Here is a 16,563-nt window from a genome sequence, read left to right on the forward strand (position 1 = left end):
TAATTTATTTTCCAAATGCTTCGCCCCTACTAACAACTAACAAACAATAAATGTCAATAACACAAAACTACAAATTAAATCTGATCCAATGGTATCCAGGCCACATTGCCAAAGCTGAAAAAAATCTCAAAGAACAGTTAAAACGGGTTGATGTGGTTTTAGAAGTCAGAGATGCTCGCATTCCCATAACCACAAATCACCCACAAATGAATGAATGGGTAGGGACGAAAACACGGATATTGGTACTGAACCGGGTAGATATGATTCTGCCACAAGTGCGATCGCGCTGGATAGAGTGGTTTAAAAATAGAGGCGAAGTTCCATATTTTACCAACGCTCAACATGGTCAAGGTATCACCGCCATTACCAAAGCCGCCCAAGCAGCGGGTATAGAACTTAACCAACGCCGCACAGATAGGGGAATGTTACCCCGTCCTGTTCGGGCTGTCGTGATTGGCTTTCCCAATGTCGGTAAATCAGCTTTAATTAACCGTTTAATTGGTAAGCGAGTTGTAGAAAGCGCAGCCCGTCCAGGTGTTACTCGGCAACTGCGGTGGGTAAGAATTTCTGATCAGCTACAATTACTAGATGCTCCTGGTGTTATTCCTGCCAGACTTGACAGCCAAGCCGCAGCCATCAAATTAGCTATTTGTGATGATATCGGTGAAGCAGCTTATGATAATCAACTGATAGCCGCAGCCTTCGTAGATATACTGAATGAACTTCAAGAAACGCATTCTAATTCATTACCACCACATCCATTACTTACACGATATGATCTCGATTCCATCATTTATACAGGAGAAGAATATTTACAAGTTTTAGCAGAGCATCGCTATAAAGGAGATGTAGAACGCGCAGCCAGACAAATGATCACTGATTTTCGGAAAGGATTTTTTGGAAATATATCTTTAGAATTACCGCCAATGTAACCGCTAATTTGTATTTATCTGGTAGTAAAAGTCAAAACTAAGTAGAACGGCTTGAATAATTCAAAGTTTGTAGTGAGGAAAGATAAATAATTATCCCCGCAAAACTATTGTTGATTATTTTCTCTCGAAGGCAATTTTCGTGTTAGCTTCTGTGATGAATGTGTGTAACACTGGTAAACTACCTCAAACTATTTTTTAATGGGAGGTCAGGTAATGGCTATAGCTACCATTAATCCCACCACTGGGGAAACGCTCAAAACTTTTGAGCCACTAAATGATACAGAAATTGTTGCTAAGTTAGATTTGGCAGGAAAGGCTTTTGAAGGATATCGTCAGACGAGTTTTATAGAGCGATCGCACTGGTTAGAACAAGCAGCGACTATTTTAGACCAAGAAAAGGCAGATTTAGGGAAATTGATGACCCTGGAAATGGGTAAACCATTAAAAGCGGCGATCGCAGAAGTTGAAAAATGCGCCCTGGTTTGTCGTTATTATGCCGAAAATGCCCCTAGTTTTCTAGCTGATGTCACCATCAAAACCGATGCCAGTCATAGTTTTGTAAAATATCAACCTTTAGGGGTAATTCTCGCCGTCATGCCTTGGAATTTTCCATTTTGGCAAGTTTTCCGGTTTGCTGCACCAGCACTCATGGCAGGCAATGTGGGGCTACTCAAACACGCTTCCAATGTGCCACAGTGCGCCCTGGCGATCGAAGATATTATCCGCCGTGCAGGTTTTCCCCCAGGTGTATTTCAAACATTATTAATTGGTGCTTCTCAAGTTGCCAATCTCATGGCTGATGATCGCATCAAAGCCGCAACCTTGACAGGTAGTGAACCAGCCGGTGTATCCCTCGCCGTTGCATCTGGGAAACAAATCAAAAAAACTGTTTTAGAATTGGGGGGCAGTGACCCATTTATTGTTTTAGAAAGTGCCGATTTAGAAACAGCAGTTAGCACCGCAGTAACAGCGAGAATGTTAAATAATGGACAATCTTGTATTGCTGCGAAACGCTTTATAATTGCTGAATCTGTGGCTGATCAATTTGAAAAACTGCTGTTAGAAAAATTTCAAGCTTTGAAAATTGGTAATCCAATGGCAGCAGATACAGATTTGGGACCATTGGCAACTCCCGATATTCTCAAAGAATTAGACCAACAAGTTAAAAATGCGGTAAAAAGTGGTGGTAAAGTCCTCACAGGTGGACATCCTTTAACAGAAATACCGGGGAACTTTTATCCGCCCACAATTATCATAGATATTCCTGTAGATAAACCAATTGCCCAAGAGGAATTTTTTGGACCTGTGGCATTATTATTCCGAGTTCCTGATATCGAAGCAGCAATTACATTAGCTAATGATAGTCCCTTTGGTTTGGGTGCAAGTGCATGGACAACAAATACAGAAGAACAAAATCGCCTAATTCGAGAAATTGAAGCCGGGGCAGTATTTATTAACAGCATGGTTAAGTCTGATCCTCGTTTACCTTTTGGGGGAATTAAGCGTTCTGGTTACGGTAGGGAGTTGAGTATTCAAGGTTTACATGAATTTGTGAATATCAAGACAGTTTGGGTGAAATGATTGTTTTTTTGAAACGCAGATGAACGCAGATGGACGCAGATAAAGGCAGATAATTGGTTTTTATTTATGCCTTGATTTGATGATTTTGATATTTTTTTATTTTGAGGAAATGATATGAATACCGCAGAATTATTAGTACAGTGTTTAGAAAATGAAGGAGTTCAATATGTTTTTGGACTCCCTGGAGAAGAGAATTTGCACGTTTTGGAAGCTTTAAAAACATCCTCAATTCAATTTATTACTACCCGTCATGAACAGGGTGCAGCCTTCATGGCTGACGTTTATGGTAGGTTAACAGGAAAAGCCGGAGTCTGTCTTTCTACCCTTGGTCCTGGGGCAACTAATTTAATGACTGGGGTGGCAGATGCTAACTTAGATGGTGCGCCATTGGTGGCAATTACGGGGCAGGTGGGAACAGATAGAATGCACATTGAATCCCATCAATATTTAGATTTGGTGGCAATGTTTGCCCCAGTTACTAAGTGGAATAAACAGATTGTCAGGCCGAGTATTACACCCGAAGTTGTGAGAAAAGCCTTCAAGCGATCGCAAACTGAAAAACCCGGTGCTGTTCACATTGATTTACCAGAAAATATTGCCGCCATGCCTGTCGAAGGCAAACCTTTAAATAAGGATAATAGCGAAAAAACCTATGCTTCCTTTGCCAGTATTCGCGCCGCTGCCGGGGCAATTTCCCAAGCCGTTAATCCCATCATTTTAGTCGGAAATGGAGCAATTCGCGCCCATGCTAGTGATGCAGTTACGCAATTTGCCACCCAAATGAATATTCCTGTTGTGAATACTTTTATGGGTAAAGGAGTCATTCCCTATACCCATCCTTTAGCACTTTGGTCTGTGGGATTACAACAACGAGATTTCATTACCTGCGGCTTTGATAGTACAGATTTAGTCATAGCAATTGGTTATGATTTAATTGAATTTTCCCCCAAAAAATGGAATCCAGAAGGGACAATTCCTATTATCCATATTGCGGCCACTTCTTCGGAAATTGATAGTAGTTATATTCCCCAAGTAGAAATAGTTGGCGATATTTCTGATTCTCTTAATGAAATATTAAAATTAGCAGACAGACACAATAAACCCAATCCCTATTCTATTAGCTTACGTTCTAACATTCGCGCTGATTACGAAGAATATGCCAACGATGATGAATTTCCCATTAAACCGCAGAAACTAATTTATGACTTGCGGCAAGTTATGGGACCAGATGATATTGTAATTTCTGATGTTGGTGCCCATAAAATGTGGATTGCTAGACATTATCATTGTCATAGTCCCAATACTTGCATTATTTCCAATGGTTTTGCTGCCATGGGTATTGCGATTCCTGGTGCATTAGCCGCAAAATTAGTTTATCCAGATCGGAAAGTTGTCGCTGTCACTGGTGACGGTGGTTTTATGATGAATTGTCAAGAATTGGAAACTGCTTTGCGCGTCGGAACACCATTTGTTACCCTGATTTTCAATGACGGTGGCTATGGTTTAATTGAGTGGAAACAAGAAAACCAATTTGGTCCTGGTAACTCATCTTTTGTCCATTTTGGTAATCCTGATTTTGTCAAATTTGCCGAAAGTATGGGATTGAAAGGTTATCGAGTGGAGTCTGTGGCAGATTTTGTCCCCTTACTTAAAGAAGCTTTGGCACAAGATGTACCAGCGGTGATAGATTGTCGGGTAGATTATCGAGAAAACCGTCGGTTTACTAAAAAAGCTGGCGAATTAAATTGTCAAGTTTAAATATTTGTAGGGACGGGGAAACCCCGTCCCCTGCTGACAATTTTTTTTGTATTAACTTTCAGCAACAAACATCACAGATTTCTCAACTTGAAAGTGTTATTCATAAATAAATCGTCTTAACTGTGATTTTTGTGATATACATCATAATCATCATAGAAATCAAATAAATCATAGTTTATATTTTTTGTGATCAAGATGATTTTTTATGATTACCTATAATTTTAATCACAATAATCATTGAAATCAAATAAATCATAGTTTAGACAACTTAATAATATTGGGGATGAATTTTGAAAAGATGCTATTTTCTCAACATTCATGCAAATTTGTCAAAATCCCAATTGTTCCAACCCCTTCAACCCGAAAACCTCTAAATCTTGTCTGAGTTGTCAAGAAAGTAATTTTGGGGAAATGCTGCGAAACCGTTACCGGGTTTTGAGGTTATTAGGTGAAGGTGGATTTAGCAGAACCTACGCTGCTGAAGATGTAGATAGACTGAATGCACCCTGTGTAATTAAGCAATTTTTCCCCCAAGTTCAGGGAACTGGACAACGTGCCAAAGCAGCGGAATTTTTCAGAGAAGAAGCTTTTAGACTCTACGATTTGGGAGAAAACCATGCCCAAATTCCCCGACTTTTAGCTTACTTTGAACAAGGTTCTAGTTTGTATTTAGTACAGGAATTTATTATTGGGAAAACTCTTCTCGAAGAACTGCAAAATCAAGCTTATGATGAAACCCAAGTTCGGCAACTTTTAGCTGACTTATTACCAGTTATAGATTTTGTTCACAAACATAATGTAATTCACCGCGATATCAAACCAGAAAACATTGTGCGTCGAGATAGTGATAGAAAACCCGTATTAATTGATTTTGGAGGTGCGAAACAAGTTACTCAAACCAGTATAGCTAGACAAGCAACAGCTATTTATACCCTTGGTTATGCCCCAACTGAACAAATGGCTGGGTTTGCTTGTCAAGCAAGTGATTTATATGCCTTGGGTGTCACTTGTGTACGCTTATTAACTCAAGATCTACCATTACAAAATGATTATGGACAACTTCAAGATCATCTTTATGATGCCATGAATGCTAAATGGTTATGGGAAGAACGTTTACGAATCAAAGGAATTACTATTAGTGATGAATTAAAGCAAATCCTAGATAAGTTACTCCAACATTTTGCTAGTGATAGATATCAATCAGCAATGGATGTTTTGGATGATTTGAACTTTCCTAAATCTCCCGTAGTCATTAAATTTTCTTCCTTTCCTAAACCACCATTAATACTTCCACCTTCCCCAAAAATTACTGTTCCCTTACCTTCCTTGTCCAACTTTGATTTTTATGTAATTACCGTAGATACTTCGGGGAGAGAAGTTAACCGTGATAGACGGAATACTAAATATTTTAAAGAAGAACTAGGCAGAAATACAACTTTAGAAATGGTATCAATTCCCAATGGGAATTTTATCATGGGTTCTCTAAGTTGTGAAGGTGATGATGATGAACGTCCTCAACATCAAGTCATAGTTCCAGCGTTTTTCATGGGAAAATATCCTATTACCCAATTACAGTGGAGAACCATAGCAGCTTTACCTCCAGTTCAACAAGAATTGCCCCCTAACCCCTCAAAATTTAAAGGTGCAAATTTGCCTGTCGAAAATGTTTCTTGGTATGAAGCTGTGGAATTTTGTGCCAGATTGGCAATTAGAACTGGGAGAGAATATCGTTTACCTAGTGAAGCCGAATGGGAGTATGCTTGTCGCGCAGGAACTACCACATCTTTCCATTTTGGAGAAACTATTACTTCTGATTTAATTAACTGTAGCGGTAGCGATACTTATTCTGTAGAACCAAAAAGTAGATTTCGGAAAGAAACAACTAATGTTGGTTATTTTGAAGTTGCTAATGCTTTTGGTTTATATGATATGCACGGATTAGTCTGGGAATGGTGTGCAGATTCTTGGCATAATAACTATCATGGCGCACCTACAAATGGTAATGTCTGGGAAGATGGAGGTGATAAACATCGTCGGGTTTTAAGGGGTGGTGCATGGAATTTTGGGGCAGAACTTTGTCGCAGCGCTAGTAGAAGTTGGAATGAAGCAGACGGTGGTTTAAGAATGTGTGGGTTTCGGGTAGTATTTTCTGTTTAAATTGAATTAGTAGTGAGGACTTTAGTCCTCAAAGTTAACAACAACTAATCTAAATTAAATTCCACAAATTCCGGTAATCCTGGATAGATCATATTCCGATCTATGGCTGAGAAAATTTTATTATTAGTATGATCAGAATTTAAACAGCGACAAACTAATTGGGCAACATCTGCACGATGAATAGTACCCACAATCTGAGGATTTTCGGTGATAATTCCGTTATTGGTTGCTGGTTCTGATTTTAAACCACCAGGACGGATAATTGTATAGTTAAGTCCGCTGGAAATTAAATATTGTTCTGCTTTTTCTTTTTCAATTAAAACTGGTTTGAGTGCTTCTAAAGCTTGGGGAGGTAAAGCCACCACACTATCACCACTACCAATGGAAGTTACGAGAATAAACTTTTTAACTCCTGCTTTGACTGCGGCATCAATGAGGTTTTTATTACCGATATAATCAGGTTTGATATTATCTGTAGGTAAACCACCTAATGTACTGATAACGGCTTGAATCGGTTCATCTCCTAAAATTGCCTGTTCAATATCAGTTACATTTAACGCATCTCCTAGAATTGGATAAACACCCATTGCTTTTGCTACCACAGCAGCGGCTTCTGTTCTCAACAGGGCTTTAACTTGAATTTGTTGTGCTATCAAATATTTAGCGATTTCTTGCCCAACACCGCGACTAGCACCAGCTAGAAAAATGGAAGATGAGATTAACATAATTAGTCTATAAAAAGATGCTATACTTACATTTAGCACAAAACTGTCATTTTAGAATGGAACTATTTCAAAGGCAAAAGTACCAATTAAACGTTCATCAATATAGACTTCTATTTGATGTTTACCCAAAGGATCTCCAGCAGCAATAGTCCAAAAATTTTCAATTACACCATTCACAGGTGTTACTGTGCGCGTGGAAGTTGCTGTTTTTCCATCTTTTGATATGGAGAAATTTTTATTATTTTCTGTTGTCCAAGTTTCGGGGGCTTGTGGTAAAGTTAAAACTTCGCGCCATTTGACTTTACCTTGATAATTATCAATTGTAATTCTCCAACCATAAGCATCACCTTCTTTTAAGGGAACTGTAGTTGTTGGAAAAAAATTGGCTTTCCCTTCTGGGTTGACTATCTTTACGCCAAATTCACTCTTGTTAACAACTAGTTGCTGATTAATAATGGGTTGATCATAATTTGTTGTACTTGCTGCCAAAGCCATACTAGACTTATGGAAAGCCGGAGTTATCATCGGCAATATCAAAGAAGCTGAAACTAATAAAAACTGGAAATTTATAATTTTCATCAACTTTATTTTTTAGTAAATAAGTAGGATATAAAATATATATATCCTACTAGAAAAAAGTATTTTTGGCAATAACTAATCTTCGTCAAGTGCAGGTAAAAATTCTTCAAATTGCCACAATTGATCTTTATTTTCTAGAAACCAAATCCGAGTTTCTGTAGTTAATTTACCCCAGATTACATCAACAGGAATATGGGGAGAAGCATATTGAAACTCTTCACCAAGAATTCTGAGATTATCCTCTATATTCCGAGGAATACCAAAATCCTCCCAATCAATTTTGACATTTCTGCCGATAACACCCGCAGTCGGATCAAAAACTAATTGTGCGGCTCTAATTAAGTCAGCAAAGTGTTGTGCTTTTAATCCAATTACTTCTTGGATTTGAGGTGATTTTTGAGGATCTTGAGACATTTTCGCTGGAGTTATGTAGATGTATAATTTGGAAAAATTACTGCCAGAGATGATCCCACTATCTCTACTGTAACTCAAAAAATCCCCAAGAAATCAATATTTTCAAGATTAATTATGCAGTTTCTACAAAAACTGTAACTGCGGCTACAGCTATCAACATTTCATCATTTTTATCGTTGAGAGAAGCAATTGCTAAACCATTAACTACCATTCCCCCTGCTTCTAAGATGAGGGTTTTTTGACCAAAGGGAAGAACAGCTAATACTTCTGTTTCCCGTACTTGTTCGGGGTAAGGAACGGCAATTTTGACTTCTATAATCATTTCATTGGGATCTTTTAAGCCCGCTACTTCCATAATACCAAGCAACGCATTGTGAGCGATCGCATTTCTAACTGCTCTTGCTGCTGCTACCGTCGGTTCTTGTCCATGCTGGTCTACACCCATTCCCATTTCGATAATAAACCGTTTTAGTGGCATAGTTAAATTCCAGTAATTGTGTATCTATTAATGTAACGTTGTATGGGGTGGTTATGTAATTTTTCTTAATTTAAGGTCAAATACTAAAACTGTCATCAATAATTCTCGGTTTTCATCATCACGTTGAGTAACTTAAATCTAAATTCATGTTCCACCTGAGAACCTAGTGTAATTCTATAATTTGGATGTTATTTAACAGCTTATTAGCTTATGTAATTGTCAAGAAATTTTCACTCTTCTCCAAATATAATTATGGCAAATCTGACATCTTTATACAGGAATACTGCGCTATTTACTATTTAGCCGTGTTTGATTAACTACTATTTACTATGATTCATTTTTAACTAGTGTCAGTTCAGAAAGTGTCACTCTCTACACTAGCCATTTGATTTTAAAAGAGATATTCTTAGTGAATGCAAGGAGTGATACCACTTCAGCTTATATTTGTTACAATTTTCCTAGCACTACTTATACTTTTTGTTATTTAAGTTGCGGGTTTCAAATGTTACAAAAATAATGAATTGGTAGAAAGTTATACGGGGAAACGCTTGAGTTACAAAACTCAGGCGTTTTTTATGTGTAAAATAGTTATATTCCCATAAATAGTATTAATTTATCAGTGTTTAATAATACTATTTATGTTTATATGGGCAAAAATTTTTGTGGTGATAAAATGCCAATAAACAACTTAGGAACTATTCTGGAGATAGAGGTTTTGTTGCTCAAGTAGGTTAGATATGGAAACTGAGGAACTAAAACGGCGTTATCTTGCAGGAGAAAGATATTTTGTTTCTGCTAAATTAATCAGGGCTAAATTAATTAATGCCTATTTACCCGGAATTAATTTATGGGGAGCAGATTTAAGTGAAGCTAACTTAGCTAAAGCTAAACTCTGGGGTGCAGATTTGAGTGGAACGAATTTAGCAAAGGCAAATTTGACTAAAGCAAATTTATCTGGTGTCAATCTCACTGAAGCAAATCTTCGGGGTGCTAGGCTGCATTATACTAAGTTATATGGAGCGAATTTACATCGTGCATATTATGATGAAAGCACCAAATTTCCAAGAAATTTTGATCCTCTGAGTCACAATATGCACAAGTTGTAATTACAGCAGGAGTCAGGAGTCAGGAGTCAGGAGTCAGGAGTAAAACTGTCTTTGTGTATAGGTTTCAATTTAGATTCTGTACCCCATTAATCTGCAATTTGCTGCAATTCTGTAATTGTCAATTAAACTTATTCTGGTGCTGCTATGGGGAATATTTCTCCAGCTAAATATGCGGAAAAGTGCTTTTGAAAATAAAGCCAAGATGTCATATCTTCCCCCTCAACATAACTTTTTGGGGCTGCTTTATATAAAGGAACGCGAGTATTTATTTCCTGTTGTAAAATTGGGTGTAATGCTTGTAAACCGCTGACTTTATTACCTGTAGCACTGTAAATTAAATAACCAGGACGTTCACCCATTTTCATCCAAGGTAACCATTGACCAATTCTATCCCAAGACAGGCTTAATTGCGTAACTGAATTTAGTTCTGCATTTTCTAATTCTGCTGTAGGTACAGAGATTTTAAATAATTCTGCGGCTTGATAAATTCCTCCTGGACAATAATCAGCAAATTCGGGATTTTCGGCTAACGGATTCGGATAGTTAGGAAAGATATCAAATACAAAATTAGTTTTTTCTCCTGCTATTTGGACAGGTAATTTATTTTTAAATTGACCTTGAACGGGACTATTAGCAACGTGCATAACTGTAACTTTTTCCTCTGTCCAAGGGTTTTCCCATTGATGTAAAATCTCCTTTGTTTCTGGGTTGAGATAATAAGTCAGTTCTCTAGAAGTAAAATCCCAACTACCTTCCCCAGTGGGAATACAACGACTTACACTCATTCCCACAATTTTAAATAATAATTGTCGTTTTTCTCCAGGAATAAAACTATAAATATTCCCTGTCCAACTCAGAAAATTAGATTCGTTAGCATCTAAAGAAGCACGGGTTTTAATCCATTGTTCAACATCTACTAATTGGGTTTGTCCTATCATGCTATATCTCCTGAAATCTTAAATCTTGTTAAATTGGCTAATTTTTACTTACTTTCCACTATATTCCAAAAATAACCATCTGGGGCAACAAAAGAAAAACTTTTTTCGATAAATTCATTATTCACAATTTCCGTAATTTGTTTTGCTGCACTTTCTCGCACTAGTTGCCAATAAGTCTCTATTTCCTCGACTTTATAAGTATAAAGACACATTCCTAAACTTCCTGGTTGGGCATCTACAAAACGTGATTCTAAGGTAATATTTTCTGGAAAGCGAATAATATAAAGTCTACCACTTCGCGCTGCCATAAAATCAGTTTGAGAAGAACGAGGATCATCAAAAGCCGTAACTATAAATTTTTCTCCTGGGTTCAGTGCAAAAAATTCTCTTCCTGCTAAAGATGATTCATAAGTTGTTTCTATATCATCACGTACACGCAATAAACCTAAAGCTTGTTCATAGAATTTGAGAATTTCTTTACTATCATCTTGGACAACTATACCTACATGAGTAAACTGACTAGTTTTTAAAGGTGAATGATCATTAATCTGTCCATAATTAGTCACATCATAACCAAAACGTTGAAATAAAACTTGCCGAGTTAATGGTTGAAGTAATAGCATTTCTCGTACCCCCACCAACGGTTCTACGAAAGGACGAATTTTTTGATCTTTGTTATAAATTACTTCCCAGTGAGTTTGAGTGTAAAGAATGTTTTCACCAATTGATTTTGCTGCTTCCGCATGATTTAAAATCCCTAATATATCCGCAGTTAAGGTAGTAGCCCAACGATTACCTTTTGTTTTCATGGAACTCACACCTAACCCTGTAGATGTAGGATTTTGCCAAATCATTAACCGAATTAATCCATGATCTGCATTTTGATGATAAAGTCGAATAGTCTGTAAAGGTGAATTTACCTGATATAGTTGATAAGCTGTAGTTGCGGTTAATTCTCCTATTTCTCCAATCCGATAACCAAATTGTTGCCAATATTGAATTGCAGAAATAGCATCTGGGACACCAATACAGACTTCATATATGCTGCTAATTGTTGTATTATTGTTTGAATTCATAATTTATTTAGGGGGAAAATTTTATGGTTAAACGGAATAATTCAGTTAAGTCCATGTCCGCAAATGGGGAAAGTTATGAAGCTAAGATAGCAGAAATTGAAACTATTATCACTCGCATTGAAGGAGGTGAATTACAATTAGCGGATATATTTGCAGAATTTGCCACTGCGGTTGAGTATTTACAAGAATGTGATAGTTTTCTACAGCAGCAACAGCAGCAGGTAGATTTGTTAATTGAAACTTTGCAAGATGACCAGAAGTAAATAAATGGAAGACAATCAAAATATGCGACGATATGCAAATTTTCCTGAATGCGTTATCTTAGTTGAGTTTTGTAAAATTGTCAAAACCAAATAAGTAATAAATACTTTTTAAATACAGCCAAACATACCATTCATTATTACCGTAATTGTGGTAATTGCCAAAATTAGTTAATTCAGGTATCAGAAACAAACATCATTTTGGATATGTTGAAACTTTACCTGATTAACCAAATTAAAAAAAATTAACTTGTGAGACTATTTGCTAATTAATAACTACGGCTTACAAATCTTTCTGAGGAATCGGTTCATGAAACTCGATCATTAATTGCATGGTTTCTACGGCTAAATCACGTAAATCTTGATTGAGATATACAGCACCTTGAGAACCAAACCAACGGTCAAAAATCGCCACATATTTGGAGTTATTGTTCACAAATCCTTGCATAAATTTGACGAGGGAATAATTCACTGAATTCAGGAATTTAGAGTTATTCTCAGGAACCATACAAGCAATTCCTTCTCGTGAATAAGGACGAGGAGGGACTATGGCAAAACTATCTGGATTTTTTGCTGTTTGTAACCATCCCTCTAAAAGAATGCTATCGGATGCAAAAGCGTCAATTTTACCCTGTTCCAAAGCTGCAAATGCTTCCGGTCTAGTCTTAAAATATACAAGTTTGGATTGGGGTTGTATTTGCTTGATTGCTTGTTCATTGGTAGTTCCAGCTAACACACCCACACGCTTATTAATCAGGGATTCTGGTGAACCTAAATTGGTTTCTTTTTTAATTAAAATTTGCGTCCCTGTGACACCATAACTAATAGAAAAATCAACTTTTTTATCTCGTTCCCAAGTAAAACTACTGGCATCACAGACAATATCAACTTGTCGGTTAATTATCTTGGGAATCCTTGCTGCTGGGGTAACTACAACTAATTTAAGTGTAATTTTTTTGCCTAATTCTTTCTCTAATTGCTGTTGGATTAAAGTTAGCATATCCACAGAATAACCAGTCAATTTTCCTTGACTGTCGGAGTAGGCAAATGGTAAAGCATCTTTGCTTGTACCAGCAGTTAATACTCCTGTCCGGGCTACTTTTTCCATCACTGTCTCTGCACCGGCAACACCGGGTATTAATCCTGATAATATCAAACCGAAGATCACAGGGGCAATATTTTTATATATCTTCGACATAGTAAAAGCAGGTAAATGGGAGAGATTTATTTTGGTACTTACAAACATATTAATCTTGGGAAATCCATAGAATCAAAATGATTAAATTATCTCTATTAATGATCAAGTTAACAGTTCTAGAAATGATTCTTCACATTAGACCCTGCACAGAATTATGAAACCAATTAATTCATCCGTCTTGATCTGCGTTTATCTGCGTTTATCTGCGGTCAATTATTCTGGAAATCTGATTCTATACAACTTCATTTTAATTTGGTATTGCACAATTATTGATAGTTATATGTCAGGATTTAATTGGAATTGATCGCTTGCAAAGTCATCATCCTTACTCTATGATATTTGAAAATAATGGTTTATAAACGTGGAAATTAGCTATTTTAGGTAAATTTATGACAGAAATTAAATTTTCTATTGAAGGTGAAGATGCCATTACAGCCGCAGAGGAACTTTTGGCAATTGAAGGTATAACTGGTAACTATACCGTAAATTCGGAAGACGTGAAGAAAGAGGCGGTCATTACCACAGTTGCCACTATAGTCGGTTTGGTGGGTGGTGCGATCGCTATTGCTGAACAAATCCGCAAATGGTATCAAGAGTATAAACAAAAACAATCAGGTAAAAAGATTGATAAAGTTCTGATTGTCGGCCGCAATGGTAGACGATTGTTGTTAGAAAATGCCACAATTGAACAAATTCGCCAAATTTTAGAATCATAACGTGCAGATTCTTCACCTTGACCTAAAAGCCGTTGACGGTAATTATGTAGAGTTACGCTACTTTACTGATAATTACAACCAATACGAAAGACGTACACTCCCTTTGAGCGAAATTACCGATTTAATTGAGTTAGCAGAAAGAGATTATTACGTTTCCTCATTTGCTGAAGATTATGCGGTGACAGGGTTACGGCTGTATAACTGGTTAGATGGGACTGACAGATGGTTACAAAAACTCATCAATCAATATCAGCGTCAAGGAATCATTTTAGCCATTCGCACCTCTGTAGAGAATGTAGAGACGTTCCATGGAACGTCTCTACAAAATAATGAAAAATCTCTAAATCCTGGAAAGTCTCTCAATCATTTACCTTGGGAAGTTCTGCACAATGGTAAAACCTTTCTCGTTCAACAGTCAATTGTTCCTGTACGGTGGGTATCATCGGACTCTGTAAAAACATTGTCTGTAGAGAAAAACCCAGAGAACCGCGCTTTGCAAGTTTTATTTATGGCTACTTCCCCCCAAGGAGTAGAACCTGTATTAGATTTTGAAGCCGAAGAAGCGCGAATTTTAGAAGCGGCAGAAAGACACCGTTTAGCTTTGACAGTGGAGGAAAGCGGTTGTTTATCGGAATTGCGCTATTTAGTGGATTATTACGGTAAAGATTATTTTGATATTTTCCATATTACCGGTCATGCCACAATTGCCAACGGACAACCGGAATTTATTACCGAAACCGAAACCGGAGAAGCTTTTTATGCTAGTGCAGAACATTTCAAACAAGCACTACAATTCCGATTACCAAAATTGATTTTCCTTTCTGGTTGTCGCACTGGACAAGCTGGAGGTGATGGTGATAATTATGGTTCAGTCCCTTCAATGGCGGAAGAATTACTCAAAGCAGGTGCAAAAGCCGTTTTGGGATGGGGACAAAAAGTTTTAGAATCTGATGCAACGGAAGCAGCAGCCACATTATATCAAGAATTAGCAGCAGGAGGGCAAATCACCGAAGCAGTTGCCAGTACCTATCAAACATTAATCAAAAACAAAGCGCAGGATTGGCATTTATTGCGATTATATGCAGCCGATAGTTTACCAGGAGAATTGGTGACACCATTGCTGACTCGTGGAAGGAAACCAGCACCACCGCTTTCTGTGAGTACGGAATTTTTAGATCCTGCGGGTAAGGTGAAAGTCCCCACCCGTGAGAGTTTTGTTGGTCGTCGTCGTCAGTTGCAAAGTTGTTTAAGGACTCTGACACAATCAACGGAAGAAATAGGGGTATTAATTTATGGCATGGGTGGTTTAGGTAAAAGTAGTTTAGCAGCTAGACTTTGTGACCGACTCCCGAATTTTCAGCGTGTTGTGTTGGTAGGGAGAATTGATGAACCGAGTTTAGTAAGTCGGTTAGTGGAAAAGTTGGATGATCACGAACAACGCAAACAGCTACAAAATCCTGATGAGGAATTGAAATTTAGATTCAAGCGGGTATTTCAGCAGTTGTCGGACGCTGGGGAAAAGCCGTTTTTGTTGGTGTTGGATGATTTTGAGGAGAATTTAGAATTGACCTCTCCCCCAACCCCTCTCCTGCAAGGAGAGGGGAGTCTAGTTCCCCCATTCCCTCGCAGGGAAGGGGGGTTAGGGGGGTTAGGTCGTTTGCAACCCATAGCCGCAGAGGTTTTAACAGCTTTGGTTTGGGCGATTCGGGAAACATATACCAATCATCGGTTAATTCTCACCTGTCGTTATGACTTTGAATTTAGCCAGTTGCAGTATTTCTATAAACAGCCTTTGGAGGGAATGCGGGGGGCAGATTTAAGAAAAAAGTGTAGTCGTCTTGTGGCTTTTGGGGCAAAATCTGAGGTAGATGAGGCGTTGAAATCTCAAGCGCGGAGGTTGGCTGATGGTAATCCCCGGTTGTTGGAATGGTTGGATAAGATTTTGCAAAATTCCACAGTTGACCAAGTTGCAATTCTCAATCGTTTAGAAGTTGATGCGGTGGAGTTGCGAGAACAGGTTTTAGCTGAGGCTTTGCTGCAACAAATGGATGCAACGATGGGGGAAATGTTATCACAGGGTTTGGTGTTTGAGTTACCAGTCCCCAGGGAAGCATTAACCGCAGTTTGTGAAAATATCCCCAATTTGGACAATTATATCAATCGCGCAGTGGCGTTGGGATTGTTGGAAGTTAGTCCTGATAAGTCGTTGCGAGTACCGAGAATTTTGCCGTTGACGTTATCCACTCATGTAGAAACCTTGTATCAACAAGCGGCTGAGGTCTTGTATCGTCTGTGGTATGAAGATGCAGAAAGTCAAGTAGAGGAAGAAAAGTTAGAAATTCATCGGTTAGCGTTGTTGGGGAAACAAGGGGAAATTGCTTCAGAAATCGGAATGTTTGTCACAAATAAGTGGATTAATACCAGCCGATTTCGTGAAACCCTACATCTATGCAAATCTACCTTAAATACTGTTGAAAGCTATAAAATTCTTACTAATTTAGCTCGTTCTGAAAAAGAACTTGGAGAAATTGAACAAGCACAGCAACATTATCAACAAGCACTAGAACTCTGTCCAGCAACAGAGGAAACAGAAAAAGCGGCAATTATTCATAACTTAGCTATGACCTACGCCAATACGGAAAAAA

At 37.8% G+C, this 16,563-nt stretch carries 15 protein-coding genes; 8 read left to right on the top strand and 7 right to left on the bottom strand.

Features of this window, described 5'->3' with window-relative positions; translation table 11 throughout:
- The first annotated feature begins 50 nt into the window (after window positions 1-50).
- The 4 genes from ylqF to FJR08_RS03600 all read left to right on the top strand — a co-directional run bounded on the left by ylqF (window position 51) and on the right by FJR08_RS03600 (window position 6,428).
- Window positions 51-932 (top strand): ribosome biogenesis GTPase YlqF, encoded by an 882-nt coding sequence (gene ylqF, locus FJR08_RS03585; RefSeq protein ID WP_015080811.1) that lies wholly within the window; start codon window positions 51-53, stop codon window positions 930-932.
- A 213-nt stretch (window positions 933-1,145) separates the two neighbouring features.
- Entirely contained in the window at window positions 1,146-2,513 is a 1,368-nt protein-coding gene (locus tag FJR08_RS03590; RefSeq protein ID WP_168632181.1) for an NAD-dependent succinate-semialdehyde dehydrogenase, read from the top strand.
- A gap of 114 nt (window positions 2,514-2,627) precedes the next feature.
- Window positions 2,628-4,271: an acetolactate synthase large subunit gene (locus FJR08_RS03595; protein WP_168632182.1), complete on the top strand. Its 1,644-nt coding sequence runs from the start codon at window positions 2,628-2,630 to the stop codon at window positions 4,269-4,271.
- 318 nt (window positions 4,272-4,589) lie between these two features.
- Complete coding sequence (locus FJR08_RS03600) at window positions 4,590-6,428, top strand: bifunctional serine/threonine-protein kinase/formylglycine-generating enzyme family protein (protein ID WP_168632183.1); 1,839 nt, start codon at window positions 4,590-4,592, stop codon at window positions 6,426-6,428.
- A 44-nt stretch (window positions 6,429-6,472) separates the two neighbouring features.
- On the opposite strand, the gene FJR08_RS03605 is transcribed toward FJR08_RS03600, so the two are convergent.
- The 4 genes from FJR08_RS03605 to FJR08_RS03620 all read right to left on the bottom strand — a co-directional run bounded on the left by FJR08_RS03605 (window position 6,473) and on the right by FJR08_RS03620 (window position 8,624).
- On the bottom strand, window positions 6,473-7,153 hold the full coding sequence (locus tag FJR08_RS03605; protein ID WP_148760595.1) for an SDR family oxidoreductase: 681 nt from the start codon (window positions 7,151-7,153) through the stop codon (window positions 6,473-6,475).
- A gap of 51 nt (window positions 7,154-7,204) precedes the next feature.
- Entirely contained in the window at window positions 7,205-7,732 is a 528-nt protein-coding gene (locus FJR08_RS03610; protein WP_168632184.1) for a hypothetical protein, read from the bottom strand.
- A gap of 75 nt (window positions 7,733-7,807) precedes the next feature.
- Window positions 7,808-8,146 (bottom strand): hypothetical protein, encoded by a 339-nt coding sequence (locus FJR08_RS03615; RefSeq protein WP_168632185.1) that lies wholly within the window; start codon window positions 8,144-8,146, stop codon window positions 7,808-7,810.
- Between the two features lie 112 nt (window positions 8,147-8,258).
- A complete protein-coding gene (locus FJR08_RS03620; RefSeq protein ID WP_015080804.1) occupies window positions 8,259-8,624 on the bottom strand; it encodes a Lin0512 family protein in 366 nt (121 codons plus the stop codon).
- Between the two features lie 737 nt (window positions 8,625-9,361).
- Here FJR08_RS03620 and FJR08_RS03625 point away from each other — a divergent pair.
- Window positions 9,362-9,730: a pentapeptide repeat-containing protein gene (locus FJR08_RS03625; RefSeq protein WP_015080803.1), complete on the top strand. Its 369-nt coding sequence runs from the start codon at window positions 9,362-9,364 to the stop codon at window positions 9,728-9,730.
- 128 nt (window positions 9,731-9,858) lie between these two features.
- On the opposite strand, the gene FJR08_RS03630 is transcribed toward FJR08_RS03625, so the two are convergent.
- Window positions 9,859-10,668, bottom strand: a complete 810-nt coding sequence (locus FJR08_RS03630; RefSeq protein WP_168632186.1) for a DUF1838 domain-containing protein — start codon at window positions 10,666-10,668, stop codon at window positions 9,859-9,861.
- A gap of 44 nt (window positions 10,669-10,712) precedes the next feature.
- Window positions 10,713-11,744, bottom strand: a complete 1,032-nt coding sequence (locus FJR08_RS03635) for a VOC family protein (protein ID WP_168632187.1) — start codon at window positions 11,742-11,744, stop codon at window positions 10,713-10,715.
- Between the two features lie 23 nt (window positions 11,745-11,767).
- On the opposite strand from FJR08_RS03635, the gene xseB reads away from it, so the two are divergent.
- On the top strand, window positions 11,768-12,007 hold the full coding sequence (xseB, locus tag FJR08_RS03640) for an exodeoxyribonuclease VII small subunit (RefSeq protein ID WP_168632188.1): 240 nt from the start codon (window positions 11,768-11,770) through the stop codon (window positions 12,005-12,007).
- 280 nt (window positions 12,008-12,287) lie between these two features.
- On the opposite strand, the gene FJR08_RS03645 is transcribed toward xseB, so the two are convergent.
- Window positions 12,288-13,202, bottom strand: coding sequence for an amino acid ABC transporter substrate-binding protein (locus FJR08_RS03645; protein WP_168632189.1), 915 nt, complete (start codon window positions 13,200-13,202; stop codon window positions 12,288-12,290).
- 389 nt (window positions 13,203-13,591) lie between these two features.
- Between FJR08_RS03645 and FJR08_RS03650 the strand changes: the two genes are divergently transcribed.
- Together FJR08_RS03650 and FJR08_RS03655 are read left to right on the top strand one after the other, a co-directional pair.
- On the top strand, window positions 13,592-13,918 hold the full coding sequence (locus tag FJR08_RS03650) for a hypothetical protein (RefSeq protein WP_174782969.1): 327 nt from the start codon (window positions 13,592-13,594) through the stop codon (window positions 13,916-13,918).
- 1 nt (window position 13,919) lies between these two features.
- Window positions 13,920-16,563: CHAT domain-containing protein (locus tag FJR08_RS03655; RefSeq protein ID WP_168632190.1), on the top strand; the 2,644-nt coding region annotated here is incomplete at its 3' end.

The organism is Dolichospermum sp. UHCC 0260 (genome assembly GCF_009711985.1).
Classification (GTDB): Bacteria; Cyanobacteriota; Cyanobacteriia; order Cyanobacteriales; family Nostocaceae; genus Dolichospermum; species Dolichospermum lemmermannii.